The organism is Streptomyces sp. NBC_01450, from assembly GCF_036227505.1.
Taxonomy (GTDB): Bacteria; Actinomycetota; Actinomycetes; order Streptomycetales; family Streptomycetaceae; genus Streptomyces.
Genome location: NZ_CP109481.1, coordinates 608,800 through 623,148, shown reverse-complemented (window position 1 = coordinate 623,148; position 14,349 = coordinate 608,800). Strand labels below are relative to the sequence as shown.

Genomic DNA, 14,349 nt, shown 5'->3' with positions numbered 1-14,349 from the left:
TGTCCAGAACCCCACCAACTTGAGTAGTTCAGAGAAGCTTGTATCCGTTGCCCGGTCCTCCATCTGGACCCCCGACAGCGACCCCGTCTCATCGAGATCATCCAGAACCTCCGCGAACGCATCCGCGAAGCCCGCGGCAACGGCTGGCTCGGTACCCGTGGCGCGCGGTCGACCAGGACGGCAACGTGCTGGACGTCCTTGTCCAGAGCAGGCGCGACGCCAAGGCCGCCAGGCGGTTCATGGCCAAGCTGATGAAGAAGCAGCGCAGGGTGCCGCGGGCGCTGGTCACCGACAAGCTCCGCGGCTACGGCGTCGCCCACCGCGAGCTGATGCGCTCCGTCGAGCACCGGCAGTCCACGTACCTGAACAACCGCGCGGAGAACTCCCACCAGCCGACCCGCCGGCGCGAACGCGCCATGAAGGGCTTCCGCTCACCCGCCGGCGCCCAGAAATTCCTCTCGGTGTCCAGCGCCGTCTCGCCACACTTCCGGCCCCGCCGCCCCCTTCTGACCGCCCCCGACCACCGCGCCGAGATGACCCTCCGCTTCACGATCTGGAACAAGATCACAGGCGTACCCGCGGCACCCTGACCACAGCACCGGCCGACGGCTCCCTTCGCCCCGTCAAGCCCCAACACACTTCGAACCCCACCAAGTTGACAAGACCACCAGAAGATCATCCCACCCGGTCGGCCAACGTGACAGCGCCCCTCATCGGCCCCTGGCGAGATACCCGCCTTGCGGGCAATGACCGCAGTCCTCTACCGATAGTAGAGGACTGCGGTAGAGTAGGGATATGGCAACGGATGAGACGAGCATCAAGGTGAGCGCGGCTGCGCGTGACCGGCTGGCGGTGCTGGCGGCCGAGCACGGAAAGACCATCCGCAGCCTGGTCGAAGAGCTCGCGCAGGGCACCCCGACTCAGGCCGAGTATGCCGAGCGGGCCGAGCTGGCCCGAGCGGAGCTTGCCTCTGCTCTCGGCAGCGTGCCCAGCCCGGAGGCCGAGGCGAAGGCCCGGGTCCTGTTGGAAAGCCTGGGCGCGGCGCAGCATGGCTCGCAGGCGGCCGCGTAGTGGGGGCAATTGCGGTTGTCCTGGACCACACGGCCGCTACGGCGTTGTACGACCCGAAGGATCCGTTCAACGAGGCGGTCGCGGCGTTCTATGTGCAGGCGTCCGGGGGGCTGGGGACGTTGTATGCGCCGGTGCTGTCGCTGACGGCCGGCGACGGCGAACGGCCCGGGCTGCTGAGCTACATCAAGGGGCTGCGGTTCATCCGGATCGAGGCGTTCGACACCGACGCCGCGGTCACTGCCACCGAGCTGCTGCGCTTCGGGCACTCCTGGGCCGCCGTGCACTCCATCCACGCCGCCAGGCCATCAGCCGCCTTCCCTTTGGGGCGTTTTCTGCTCACCCTGACGCCGAAGGCGTACGCGGGGACCGGTATCCAGGCCGTCCACCCTGGACAGTAGCCGCCTTCCCGACAGTTCCCGGCCGAACGCCGCGGTGTCCGGGACTTCCCGGCAAGACCCCGCTTGTGGCTATGTTCGCGAGACATTCTCGTGAACATAGCCACGCTTGGGATTGCCAGGGCGCAGCCTCAAGGATGATCAGGCTCATCACCGCCCCTCGGTCATCATCACGATGGTCACGGTCGCCGCCTCGGCTACGTGCGGAGCTTCTCGGCGCCCTCGGTGCCGCACCTGTGATCGCTGGGCTGACGTGGCTCGTCCGCTGGGTCGCGGGTGCCATTCCCGAAAATCTCATCCTGTGCCGTTCGGAAACTCATCGCTGCTGCTCATAGTGGTTCTGGCGCGCCGCGACAGCTTGCTCAAGGAGTCCGCCGGGAAGAAGAAGGGCCGGGGCAACACCGGACATGGGCCTTAATCGAGCCGATGCTCACGGTCTGGAGAAAAGCCCGGCTCGACCGCAGGCCCACCGGGCAGTCGGCCAAGGTCGACCTGCGGGACGTATTCAACGCACTCCTCTACATCAACCGCACCGGAATCCCCTGGAAGTACCTCCCGCACGACTTCCCAAACCACGGCACTGTCTACGCCTACTACGCAGCCCGGCGCGACGAGGGAATCCTCGCCCAGCTCAACCACGACCTGACCGGCCTGGCCCGCGTGAAAGAGGGTCGCAAGCCCGAACCGACCGCTTCCGTGATCGACACCCAGAGCGTGAAGACCTCCATCAACGTGCCCCAGCTCGATGAACGCGAGGGTGTGCGTATGAGGCGAATACCTCAAGCATGACGGTCGCGAAAGTTACTTACTGGCACAGAGCTTCTCTAAATGCCCACTGAGTGGGGATTTAGGTATGACTTGCGGTGCTACGTCGCTCTTGCGGCTTGGTCTTTTTTGAAGTGATTTGCTTCCTATGTGCAGCTTCACGGCCTTCCAGGCTCCGGCTTCGGCGCCCATTTGCTCCGTGTCTCGCACCCAGATTCCGTCTGTTCTATGGACGTCATAGAAACGCCCAGCTGGTCAAGTAACGCCGTCAGTGGCGCTGTTGGTGTGGGAGCCATTTCGTGAGCCAGCGGAAGCCGTACCCCAGCGACCTGTCCGACGCCCGATGGGCATTGATCGAACCGACCTTATCCGCCTGGAGGAAAGCCCGACTCGATCGCAGACCCACCGGCCAGCCGGCCCAGGTCGAACTGCGCGATGTCTTTAACGCAATCCTGTACATCAGCCGCACGGGAATCCCGTGGAAATACCTCCCGCACGACTTCCCGAACCATGGCACCGTCTACGCCTACTACGCCGCTTGGCGCGATGAAGGAATCCTCGCCCAACTCAACTACGACCTGACCGGCCTGGCCCGCGTCAAGGAAGGGCGCAAGCCCGAACCGACAGCCTCCGTGATCGACACACAGAGCGTGAAGACCTCCACCAATGTGCCCCTGACCAGCCAGGGGACGGATGCCGGAAAGAAGATCGTCGGCCGGAAAAGGGGCATCATCACAGACACGCTCGGCCTGCTCCTCGCCGTGACCGTCACCGCCGCAAGCCTGTCGGAAAACGCCGTCGGAATACGACTACTCGACCAGGCAAAAAAGACCTACCCCACCATTTCCAAGAGCTGGGTCGACACCGGATTCAAGAACGCCGTGGTCGAGCACGGCGCCAACCTCGGAATCGACGTCGAAGTCGTCAACAGAAACCCCGACATCCGCGGCTTCCACGTCGTCAAAAGGCGCTGGGTCGTCGAGCGAAGTCTGGGATGGATCATGCTCCGCCGACGCCTGGCCCGCGACTACGAGACCCTCCCCGCCAGCTCCGAAGCCATGATCCACATCGCCTCGATCGACAACCTCGCCAAGCGCATAACGGACGAGGCCACACCTACCTGGCGAGGCACCTACTAGGGCATACGGGGCGATCTGCCTAAATCAAATGCCCTCTGAGAACTACCGGCAGGAGGAGCCGCGTGATCGTCACCAGCCTGCCCCAGCCGACGCTGCCTGCGCAGCCAGAAGAACCGCTGGCAGAGGACGTGATGGTGGAGGTGGAAACCCATAAGGACGTGCATGTCGCGGGCTGCCCCGCGCAGTGGTGAGCCGGGCAACTGCCCGCAATGATGGGGAGGTTGCTCGTGGGTGATGTCACCGATCAGCTCGCGACATGGGTGACCTGGCAGCGCAGGTCCTTTCCGACGCCAACCCGCTCCTGCTGCAAAGGCGCCGACCCGTATGCGCCCGGCCCGTACCTCTACTTCCGCTCAGGGCACAGGTGCCAGGGGATCGAGTAGCCCGGCTGTCCGGAGATCCGCCCACATCTCGGTGGGAACCGGGTGCCGGGCCAGGTCGAGGTTGTCCGCGATTTCCTCCGGAGTGGCGGCGCCCACCAGGACGGAGACGACAGCCGGGTGGCCGAGCGGGAACCGCAGAGCCGCCGCACGTAGCGGCACGCCGTACCGGACGCAGACGTCCCGGATCGCCAGCGCCCGCTCCAGAACGGCATCGGGCACGGGATGGTAGTTGTACGGCGCGTCCGGTCGAGGGTTGGCCAGCAGGCCGGAGTTGAAGACGCCGGCGGCGATGACACCGACACCCCGCTCTGCACACAACGGCAGCAGATCGGCCAGGGCCGGCTGTTCCAGCAGGGTGTAGCGGCCGGCCACGAGGACCACGTCGAGGTCGGTGCGCCGGACCAGTTCGGCGAGCGGCACGTGGTTGTTCATCCCGGCGCCGATGGCGCCCACCACGCCCTCTTCCCGCAGGCGGATCAGTGCTGGAAGGGTGTGCCGTGCGGTCTCGTCGAGATGGTCGTCCGGGTCATGCACGTGGACCAAGTCGAAGTGGTCGACGCCCAGGCGCCGCATACTGGACTCGAGGCTGCGCAGCACGTCGTCCCGGCCGAAGGCGGGCGACGGCCCGTTCCCCTCACCGACGAGCCAGCCCACCTTCGTCGAGATCTGCACGCGCTCCCGGTCGACCGAGGCCAGGGCGTCCCCGACGCGTCGCTCGGACAGCCCGTCGCCGTACTTGGGAGCGGTGTCCAGCAGGGTCGCCCCCTTTGCGATGGCGGCGTGGACGGTGGCCACGGCGGTCCCCGGGTCCACGGACCCGTACAGATCGCCGATCGGCGCGCAGCCGAGTCCGAAGCGGGGAAGGGGCCACGGCGCGGGGGTGGTGGTCCTCAGCTCTTCCGGGCGGCTCGCCACTGCTCGAACTCCCCCCTGCTGTCCGGGGTGAGCGGGTAGTAGTCCGACAGCCGCGCGCCCTGGTCTATCCGCATGCGGCTGAACTCCTCCCACTGCTCGTGGTCCGAGGCGCTCTCGACGACTTGCTCGGCCTTCGAGACGGGAACGACCACGGCGCCGTCGTCGTCCGCCACGACCAGGTCGCCGGGGAGGGTGAGCACACCGCCGGCCGCTACGGGCACGTCGTAGGCCCAGGGGAAGAGCTCGGACTGGGACGCGTAGTGCGGGGTCGTGCCGGTGCACCAGATGGGCACGCCGAGCTGCCGTACGCGGGGCGCGTCCCGGATCCGGCCGTCGACCACGATGCCGGCGCCGCCCTTGCGCTTGAAGTAGCGCACCAGCATGTCGCCGAGGCACCCCGTGAACACGCTGCCGTACGCCTGCACGACCAGGACGTCACCGGGCTGGACTGCTTCGAGCACCGCCCACAGCGCTGTGCTGCGCTCGACGTACTCCTGGGCCAGGCCGCTTGCCACGTCCTCCCGTTGGGGCATGAACTGCAGGGTGCGGGCCGGCCCGGTGATCTTGGTGCCGGCCTCCAGCGCGGCGGGTCCGTCCATGTAGGTGCGGCGGATGCCCAGTTCGTGGAGTTTGGCGCACGCGGTCGCGGAACTCACCCGGTTCAGCTTCTTGACCAGTGCGTCGTCGGGACGGTTCCAGGGGCCGCCGTGAACCGGCAGGTCCCAAACGGGCGGGGCGTCCTGGCCGTCATCGTTGTCGGAGGAGGCGTGGTGAAGGGCGGCCATCAGGGTCTCCGGGAGGTTGTGGGGGAGGTGTGGTGAGCGAACTGCCGGGCGTTGAGACGCATGTCCAGACGGATCCGGATCCGGCGCCCCGGAGGAAGGGTGAGGTGGATGGTGTTGTCCTGCACGGGGGCGGACCGGGCGACTTCGTCGCCTGCGGGCAGATGGTGGTCGCGGGAGTCGCCCGGGTACGCGCCCCCTGCTGCGTTCCAGTGCACGGTGGTGATCAGGTGTTCGCCGAAGCCGCCGGCGAGCAGTCGGAGCCGCCGGGTGCGCGAGGAGCCGAGGTTGACCAGCTCCACCGTCGTACCGTTCGCGTCCAGGTGTTCGACGAGGGCGGCGACGTCCGGGGGCAGACCCGGCCGGGCGGCGTCGAGGTCGTCGTAGCGCACGCGGGCCAGGGGCAGGCCGCCGTTGTAGAGGGTCTGCGGTGCGCCCGTGGTGAGCTGGGTGAGCACCTCGGTCACCACCGGGTTGAGCCGCTGCCACTTGTGCAGGTCGAGGCCGTCGTCGGCCCCCGTTTCGTGGGTCCTCTTTCCATCGGCCCCCTTTTCGTCCGCCGCCATGAGGGCCGTCCGGTGGGCTACCTGCGCCAAGGCCATGCGCAGGGCCTGCTCGGGATAGTCGGGATTGACGCCGTCGAGGTAGGCGAGCCACGGAGGTTCGTGTCCCGCCTCCTCCTTGTCCCGGAAGGCGTGCACCACGGTCCAGTCGTAGCCGGAGTGGTCGCGCAGCGCCTCCAGGCGTGCGCGGTCCTCCTGCCGCATCCCGAACCACCACAGCCACGTCCAGTAGGCCACCTGGGCAGGCTGGTGGTCGAACCAGCCGTCGAGTCCCAGGCGCGTGGGCAGCGTGTTGACCGGCGGCCCGTCACCCGGACCGAGCGTGTGCGCCCAGCCGGGCCGGCGGGTGGCCTCGGGGTCGGACGGCAGTCCCGTCCGCCGCTGCTCCCACACCTGGTCCAACGGACGCCGGGCGAGGTCGAGCCGGTCGGCGTCGCCTTCGACGATGCCGGCGCTGATCGCACCGACCAGCGCGGCCGCGCCGACCGAGTGCACCCCGTGCGGCCAGGTCCATCCGTAGTGGCCGCCGAACCACCTGCCGTCGTGGTACTCGCCCACCGTGCCGGAGAGTCCGACGTTGTCGGGCATGGCGCCCGCGGCGTGGGACCTTTCGCGCCATGCATCGACATATTCCCGTACCCAGGACGCCAGACGCGGGTCGTGGTCGTACAACCAGGCGTTCACGACCAGGGCGGTGACCGCGAGGTTGACCGCGGTGTCGCCCCGGCCCAGGCGGTCCCGCATGTGATGTCCCATGCGGACGGCGAGTTCCTCGTCGGCCAGGTCATTCCACTCTGCCACGCCGGGGACGTCGTGCAGGGGCAGACCGTAGGGGCGCATGGTCGACTGTTCGCCGCCGAACCGGTCGTCCCACTGCGGGCCGAGGCCCGGCCGAGGGCCGTCCGAGCCGTTGTGCGGCGCGCGGATGGCCTTGATCCGGGGGGCGTAGTTGCCGGTCGGGCTTTGCGGAAGGTACTGCTCGGCGAAGCGGATCGCTCGCTCCCGGAAGCGCTGGTCCGCGGGATCGGCGGCGCAGATCCCGTAGAACATGAGCAGCGCCTCGCCCTGGTGGAACCAGTCGTATCCGCGCTCGAACTCGTGGTGGAACAGGCCCAGTTCCGTCAGCTGCCGGGTGACTGCCTCCCAGTGGAGCTTGACCGCGGGAAGGAGGTCGTCGGCGCCGCCCAGCCGGTACAGGGCCGGCCAGTTGAAGAAGGCCTCGTAGAAGTCGTCCGCTCCGTCGCGGTCGTCGATGGTGCCGCGGAAGCGGAGCCGGCCGTCGGGCTCGGTGTAGCGGTCACGGAAGGTCCGCCAGGCGCCGTCGAGTTCGTCGAACAGGCGGCGTTGCAGCACGGCCCAGGCGGGCGGTGGTCCGGTGGGTACGGAGGCGGTGATCTCGGGAACGGTCACCGCGGGATCTGTGGGGCCCAAGTCGTGCGCAGGCATGTCATCCCTTCAGGGCGCCGGTGGTCAGGCCGCTGATGATGTGCCGCTGCATGATCGCGAAGAAGGCGAGTGCTGGCGCCACGGCCAGGAGCAGGTTGGGGAAGACCACCGCATAGTTGGTCGAGTACTTGCCGACCGCCGCGTACACCCCGGTGGTCACGGTGTATAGACCGCTCCCGGGACCGAGGATGATCTGGGGGTTGGCGAAGTCGTTCCAGACGCTGAGGCTGTGCAGGATGACCGCCGTGGCCACGATCGGCCGCATCAGCGGCAGGATGATCAGCCGAAAGGTACGCAGGCGCCCGATGCCGTCCACGGCGGCGGCCTGGTCGAGCTCCTTCGGGATGGTCCGGATGTAGGCGCTGTACAGGAACACTGACACCGGGAGGGTCAGGGCGGTCTCGAAGAGGACGAAGCCGGTGATCGTGCCCATCAGACCGAGGTACTTCAGGACGTAGACCACGGGGATCAGCAGCACCTGGCTCGGCACGAAGGTGCCGGCCACGAACAGCAGCAGCAGCGCGGTGTGCCAGCGGGTGGTGCCCCGCGCGATCACGAAGGACACGGGCGCCGACACCGCCAGCGACAAGGCGTTGACGAGCACCACGAACAGCAGGGTGATGCCGTAGGCCCGCAGGACGTCGAAGTCGGGATCGGCGAGAGCGTTCCGCAGGGGCTCCAGGGTCAGGCGGGTCAGCGGCAGGTTGAACGGCGAGGCGCGGATGTCCTGTTCGGTCTTGAAGGCGTTGACCACCAGCAGCCACAGCGGGATCACCATGACGGACGCGCACACCAGGAGCACCGGCACCCGCCACGCTGCCGCGTGCCGCAGGACGCCCGGCGTACGCGGACGCCGTGGCGCCGGAGCGGGGACCTGCGGCGGTGGAGCGGGCGGTGCGGACGCGAAGCCGCGGGGCGCCTGGGGCAGGCTGGTGGTGGGTTCGGCTGCCATGGCTATGCCTCCGCTCTCTCGTCGGCGCGGCGCCGTAGGAACGTGATCGCCAGCGCCGCGATGCCGGTCACCACGGTCAGGATCATGGACTGGGCGGAGCCGTACCCCAGGGCGTTGTTCTGGAACGACTGGGCGAGGATGAGGTAGGCCGCGGTCTGCGTGGTGCCCGCGGGGCCGCCGCCGGTCAGCGAGAGCACCAGGTCGTAGGAGCGCAACAGCGTCACCAGCGTCAGGACGACGTTGACGGTGACCACGGGCGCGATCATCGGCAGGGTGACACTGCGCAGCGTCCTGAAGCGGCCGGCGCCGTCGATGCGGGCAGCCTCCAGCAGGGACTCGGGCACCGTGTGCAGTCCCGCGATGTACAGCACCAGGGTGAAGCCGAATCCCGACCAGACGACGACCGCGATCAGGCTGGCCAGCGCCCATCCCGGCTGGGACAGGAACGGCAGGCCCGCGTGTCCGGCGGAGCGCAGCAGTGTGTTGACGGCGCCGTTGGTCGACAGCAGAGCCGACCAGAGGAAGCCGATGATCAGCGCGCTGATGACGTACGGGTAGAAGAAGAGGGTCCGCAGTACGGTGTTCAGACGGCTCGGCGCCGAGATGGCCAGGGCGAGAGCGAGTCCGATGGCGTTGATCGCGAGGGTGCCGACCACCGCCAGGACGGCGGTGATCCAGGCGGCCTGGCGCACCTCCGGGTCCGTGAGAAGGGTCCGGTAGTGTGCCAGGCCCACCAGGCCCGGATGGGCGGTGTAGCCGTCCCAGTCGGTCAGGCTCAGATAGCCCGACAGCATCAGGGGCACGAGCATCATGAGGGCGAAGAGCACGACCGCGGGTGCGGTCATGAGCACTCCGGTCAGGCGGTCCCGTCCGCGAGCGGTGCCGAACAGCTCCCGCAGGGCCGTCACCGGCCGGCGCGTCGAGGCAGCGGTCATTTCGTCTGCGCCTTCAGCCAGCTGTCCAGGTTCTTCAGTCCGGAGACCGGCTTACCGCCCGTGTACAGGCTCTGCACTTCTTTGTCCTGCTCGTTCTCGAACCCGGCCGGCATCTGGTACTCACCGCCGCCGACGATGGCCTGGTGGCCGGCGGAGGAGTCGAGCAGCTTCTGCACGTCGTCGGCGAGCGGCGAGAGGTCGTAGGGGTAGCCGGTCCGGAAGGAGGAGTCCTGCTTGAGCTGGCCGGCCACGGCGGTGTGGTCGGTGGTCAGGAACCGGACCAGCTTCTCCGACGCCGTCTGGTGCTTGCCCGACTTGAAGATGCGGTAGTTCGCCCCGGGGGTGACCGACAGCCGGGGCGTGCCGGCCTCGTTCAGCAGGGGCGAGGGGAAGACCCCCACCTCGAAGTCCTTCTTCGCCTGCGCCTCCGCGGCCACGAACCAGCACCCCATGGGGTACATCGCCGCCTTGCCGGCCAGGAAGTCCGTCTCCCCCTCGGCGTACTTCGTGCCGAGGGCCTGCTTGTCGAGATATCCCTTGTCCAGCCACGACTTGTAGAGGTTCATCGACGGGCCGAGGTCGGCGCTCAGGGAACGCTTGCCGTCGGCCGCCTGCTTGAACCAGTCCGGCTGCGCGGTGGTCAGCGTGGGCGCGAACATCATCATGACCTGTGCCTGGGTGACCCACTCGCCGGCCGTCTGCATCGGCAGGTACCCGGCCGCCTTGAGCTTCTTCATGTCCGCCGTGAGCTCCTGCATCGTGGCAGGGGGCTTGCTGATGCCCGCCTTCGCGAACGCCTTCTTGTTGTAGAAGACCAGCGACTGCACCTGCTGCCCGATCGCCACGTCGTACAGCCGGCCGTCCAGGCGCTGCGCGTCGGACATGGGTGCTTCGGCGGCCCAGGAGAGATCCGAGAGGTCTCTGAGGTACGGGATGACCTTGTCGTTGTGGGAGCCCTCGACGACGTCGGGCGGATTCCCGGCGGCCAGCAGCTGCTGGAGCGTGCTGTCCACGGAACCGTCCGCGGCCGAGGGCGAGTCGATCTGGACCTTGATACCGGGGTTCTTCTTCTCGAAGGGAGCGACCAGATCCCTCCAGTAGGCCTTGGTCAGGTTGGGCGTGATGTTCACGAGCATGCGCACGGTGCCCTTGTCGCCCGAGTCCTGGCCGCCGCCGGAGTTGTCCTGGAAGCCGCCTCCCCCGCAGCCGACCGTCAGGCTCAGGCCCAGAAGGATGCCTACCGCTGCGCCGATGGATCTTGTCCGGGCCACGTGAGCCCTCCTATCGATTGTCTACTATCGATAGCCGGTATGATCGTCGACGTAACGCGGTTGTCAAGAGCTGCTCACCAAACACACGCGATCATCGATAGAATGCGACAACGTCCAAGGTCTGAAACAGAGGGGGCTGTCATGGCGGGCATCGGTGAACCGCTGACGCGGGTACTGCTCTCCGACCAGGTGTACGCGCGGGTCCGCGGCTTGATCGTCAGCGGGGACCTCAAGGCCGGCGATCGTCTGGTGGAGGCGGAGATCGCCCGGGACCTCGGCGTCAGTCAGGCGCCCGTGCGGGAGGCGGTGAAACGTCTGGTGCACGAGGGCCTCGCCGACTACGTCCCACGGCGCGGCAGCTTCGTCGCCGATGTCTCCTCGCAGGACGCCGACGCGGCGCGGGCCGTGCGCGTCATCATCGAGGAGTTCGCCGCACGGGCGGTCGCCGAGCACCCGTCGGCCAAGTCGCTGCAAGCACTCGGTGCGCAGGTGCGGGCCATGCGGGAAGCCGCCGCCGCCGGGGACGTCGGCGCGTTCAGGGACGCGGACATCGGGTTCCATCGCGTCCTGTGCGAAGCGAGCGGCAATCCCTTCCTCTCACGGATCTGGAGTCTCATGGAGCCCAGTCTGCGAGCATTGCGCGTCGTCTCGGACCCCCTGTTCACCGGTGACTGGCGCGAGATGGCCGATCACCACGGCACGCTGCTGGCCGTCCTGGAGTCTGCGGACCCGGACCGCGCCGCGGCCGAGTTCGCCGCGCACGCCCGCGGAGACGACGGCATCCTCGACCGCCGCTGAGGCACCGCTGCCCGTAGGGGGCAACGACGCGTTCCCGGCGCCCGATCGGCGGGCTCGGCGGCTCGGTCTCGGAGCGCACCACGGTCCGGCTGGACACGGTCCGACGCGGCGGCGCGGCCCGTGACGCGGATGTCCGGCCCGGGCCCAAGGGCCGGCGTCAGGGAGGTTCGGGCAGGCTTCTTCGTCGCACTGCCGAGCCACCTGTGACGCGGACAGCGTGCCCGCCCGCAGACTGCCCGGGTCGACCAACGACTTCGTGACCTGGGCCATCCCGGTGGCGCCCTTCTCCGGGGCGCGCAGCCACCACACCACGCCTTCTGCGGGACGCAGAGGAACTTCAGGACCGCGGATCCAGGCCGCCCCTTGCGCCTGTCGGCACCGCGGACCCGGACGGCCGGGCGGAGCCGCCCGCTCCGGCGGCAGTCGGCACCCACCCGTGTTGGTTGCCTCCAGCTCCTTACGTGATCCCCCTCGGCAGCGGCCTATAGTGACCGCCGATTCGCGATAATCGATAGGCGATGGGAGCAGGATGGACTGGAAACGTCGTGTGCTCACCCTCGGCACCGCAGCGACGGCCATGGCCGCGCTGCTGATCTCCACCCCGGCATCGGCCCACACGGCAGGCACCACTCGCTACGTGAGCACGGCCGGTTCCGACACGAACCCCGGCACCGCCAGGTCCCCGTTCCGCACGGTGCAGAAGTGTGCGACGACCGCGGTCGCCGGCGATACCTGTTTGATCGCGTCCGGCACCTACCGGGAGACCGTCACTCCCGCCCGCAGTGGAACTGCCTCTGCCCGGATCACCTATCGGGCCGCGCCGGGAGCGCACGTCGTCATCGACGGGAGCGATCCGGTCACCGGATGGTCGGCGGTGACCGCGTCGGACCTGTCCGAGCTCCAGGCCGCGGACCCGACGCTGGCCGGCTCGGACTTCTCCGCGGCCGCCTCCGCGGGCAAGATCTACCGGACCGGCATCGCGCTGAACCCGGAGCTTCCGGGCAACCAGCTGTTCGTCGACGGCGACATGCTAGGTGAGGCCCAGTGGCCCTACCCCGGCACCGACCCCACGCGCCCGATCTACAACTCCGCCGACTCGGGCACGACCGACACGCTGTACGACTCCGCCCTGACCCAGCCCGCCGGGTACTGGACAGGGGCAAGGCTGACCTCGCACAACTGGTTCGTCAGCGAGACCGGCACCGTCACCGGCTCCGGCGTCGGCTCCGTGACGGCGTCGGGACTGCCCGCCTGCGTCGGCCTCAGCCCCAACCAGCAGAACCTCTACTCCCTCACCGGAAAGCTGCAGGCCTTCAGCCACCCCGGCCAGTGGTTCTACGACGACGCCACGCACCGGCTGTACATCTGGACGGCCGACAGCGGCAGCCCGACCACGCACGTGATCGCGGCCAAGCAGCGCAACGTCGCCATCGACCTGTCGGGACGCTCCTACATCTCGGTCGTCGGCATCGGCATCCGCGCGGCCACGGCCCAGACCTCCGCGTCGTCGACCCACGACGTGCTGGACGACATCGACGCCCGGTACGTCTCCCACTACCTGGACCTGAAGGTCGATCCGGGCAAGGTCACGGCGAGCGACCCGTGCGACGTGCTGACGGCTGGTGAGACCACCAGCGGCATCCTGCTGCGGGGTACCGCGAACACCCTGCGCAACAGCAGGATCGACTACAGCGCCGGCAACGGGGTCCTGGTGTCCGGTTCCGGCAACGTGGTGACCAACAACCTCATCACGCGTGTCGACTACCGCGGCAGCTACGCCGCCGGGATCAACGTGCTCGGCAGCGACCAGACCATCACGCACAACACCGTCACCAACAGTGGCCGCAGCGACATCAACATCGACAACAAGGTCGCCGGCACCACGTCCTCGGGCAACGAGATCGCCTACAACGACCTGTCGGACTACGGGAACCTCGTCGTCGACGTCGGCGCGATCTACATCTGCTGCCATGTCGACCTCGCGGGGACGGAGATCCACCACAACCACCTGCACGACGCGGCACTCTTCGCGGCCAGCGCACCGGCACCGGGCGTGTACCTGGACCTGTCCACCTACAACGCGACCGTGTACGACAACGTGGCGTGGAACCGCACCACCTACGGCGTCGTGCTGATCAATCCCAACGGAGGCACCACCTCGGGCAACCGCGTCTACAACAACACCAGCGGCACCGACCGCAAGTCCGTCAGCCTTTTCGGAGGCACGTACTCGGACACGGAGGTGGCCAACAACATCGGTGACGCCGACACCATGGACGGAGTGTCCTCGACCGACAACCTCCCCCAGGCATCCGGCCCGCAGTTCACGAACCCGGCAGAGTACGACTTCACCCTCGAGCCGACATCACCCGCCCGCAACTACGCACTGGTACGTCCGCCGGCCACCGACGGGTACACCGACCCGGCGCCCAGCGCAGGCGCCTACCAGTACGGAGCGACCACGTGGAAGGCCGGAGTGGCGACCAAGAGGACGAAGGTGCAGGCGGAGTCGTACGCCGACAGCAGTGGCGTCGCCACCCACAGCGCCGGCACCGGCACCGTCCTGGGCAGTTTCGACGGCGGTGACTGGGCCAGGTACGACGACGTGGACTTCGGCAGCGGGCGCGACCAGTTCACCGCCGACATAGGCAGTGAACTTCCCTACTCGGGCGGCCGGTTCGAGATCCGCATCGACTCCTCCACCGGTCCCGTGATCGGGGCCGTGACCGTGGAGAACACCGGCGCATGGGACACGTACCTGAGCCAGACAGTGCCCATCACCACGACCAGAGGCGTGCATGACGTGTACCTCAAGGCCGTGGGAACCAGCCCAGGAATCGCCAACATCGACTCCTTCTCCGTGTTCAGGATGATTCCCCAGTAGGAACCGGCAAGGGCCCACAGCCCTTCGAACGCGGCGATCTCCGCGTGCGG

General features: G+C 68.1%; 12 protein-coding genes and 2 pseudogenes. 8 read left to right on the top strand and 6 right to left on the bottom strand.

Features of this window, described 5'->3' with window-relative positions; genetic code table 11:
• Positions 1-149 precede the first annotated feature (149 nt).
• The 6 genes and pseudogenes from OG568_RS51225 to OG568_RS51200 form a co-directional block, all read left to right on the top strand.
• A pseudogene (locus OG568_RS51225) lies at positions 150-590 on the top strand (IS6 family transposase); the annotation flags it as partial.
• Between the two features lie 205 nt (positions 591-795).
• Entirely contained in the window at positions 796-1,071 is a 276-nt protein-coding gene (locus OG568_RS51220; protein ID WP_329536981.1) for a hypothetical protein, read from the top strand.
• Positions 1,071-1,469 carry a hypothetical protein gene (locus tag OG568_RS51215; protein WP_329536980.1) on the top strand — a complete coding sequence of 133 codons (399 nt, stop codon included), beginning with the start codon at positions 1,071-1,073 and terminating at the stop codon, positions 1,467-1,469. The genes OG568_RS51220 and OG568_RS51215 overlap by 1 nt, the downstream gene beginning before the upstream one ends.
• 414 nt (positions 1,470-1,883) lie before the next feature.
• Positions 1,884-2,204, top strand: a pseudogene (locus OG568_RS51210) (transposase); the annotation flags it as partial.
• A 326-nt stretch (positions 2,205-2,530) separates the two neighbouring features.
• The gene (locus OG568_RS51205; protein WP_329536979.1) at positions 2,531-3,370 is read left to right on the top strand and encodes an IS5 family transposase; all 840 of its coding nucleotides are present in this window, start codon (positions 2,531-2,533) and stop codon (positions 3,368-3,370) included.
• A 62-nt stretch (positions 3,371-3,432) separates the two neighbouring features.
• Entirely contained in the window at positions 3,433-3,561 is a 129-nt protein-coding gene (locus OG568_RS51200; protein ID WP_329536978.1) for a hypothetical protein, read from the top strand.
• Positions 3,562-3,723: 162 nt separating this feature from the next.
• Here OG568_RS51200 and OG568_RS51195 read toward each other — a convergent pair whose 3' ends face one another.
• The 6 genes from OG568_RS51195 to OG568_RS51170 are packed head-to-tail and all read right to left on the bottom strand — an operon-like array spanning position 3,724 to position 10,617.
• Positions 3,724-4,668: an aldo/keto reductase gene (locus OG568_RS51195; protein ID WP_329536977.1), complete on the bottom strand. Its 945-nt coding sequence runs from the start codon at positions 4,666-4,668 to the stop codon at positions 3,724-3,726.
• On the bottom strand, positions 4,644-5,453 hold the full coding sequence (locus OG568_RS51190) for a ribonuclease activity regulator RraA (protein WP_329536976.1): 810 nt from the start codon (positions 5,451-5,453) through the stop codon (positions 4,644-4,646). Before OG568_RS51190 ends, OG568_RS51195 begins: the two co-directional genes overlap by 25 nt.
• Complete coding sequence (locus OG568_RS51185; RefSeq protein WP_443077927.1) at positions 5,453-7,459, bottom strand: hypothetical protein; 2,007 nt, start codon at positions 7,457-7,459, stop codon at positions 5,453-5,455. The genes OG568_RS51190 and OG568_RS51185 overlap by 1 nt, the downstream gene beginning before the upstream one ends.
• 1 nt (position 7,460) lies before the next feature.
• Complete coding sequence (locus tag OG568_RS51180) at positions 7,461-8,411, bottom strand: carbohydrate ABC transporter permease (RefSeq protein ID WP_329536974.1); 951 nt, start codon at positions 8,409-8,411, stop codon at positions 7,461-7,463.
• 2 nt (positions 8,412-8,413) lie between these two features.
• Complete coding sequence (locus OG568_RS51175) at positions 8,414-9,346, bottom strand: carbohydrate ABC transporter permease (protein ID WP_329536973.1); 933 nt, start codon at positions 9,344-9,346, stop codon at positions 8,414-8,416.
• Entirely contained in the window at positions 9,343-10,617 is a 1,275-nt protein-coding gene (locus tag OG568_RS51170) for an ABC transporter substrate-binding protein (protein WP_329536972.1), read from the bottom strand. Before OG568_RS51170 ends, OG568_RS51175 begins: the two co-directional genes overlap by 4 nt.
• A gap of 141 nt (positions 10,618-10,758) precedes the next feature.
• On the opposite strand from OG568_RS51170, the gene OG568_RS51165 reads away from it, so the two are divergent.
• Together OG568_RS51165 and OG568_RS51160 are read left to right on the top strand one after the other, a co-directional pair.
• Entirely contained in the window at positions 10,759-11,415 is a 657-nt protein-coding gene (locus OG568_RS51165; RefSeq protein WP_329536971.1) for a GntR family transcriptional regulator, read from the top strand.
• A gap of 529 nt (positions 11,416-11,944) precedes the next feature.
• Positions 11,945-14,299, top strand: coding sequence for a carbohydrate-binding protein (locus OG568_RS51160; protein WP_329536970.1), 2,355 nt, complete (start codon positions 11,945-11,947; stop codon positions 14,297-14,299).
• The last annotated feature ends 50 nt before the right edge of the window (positions 14,300-14,349 follow it).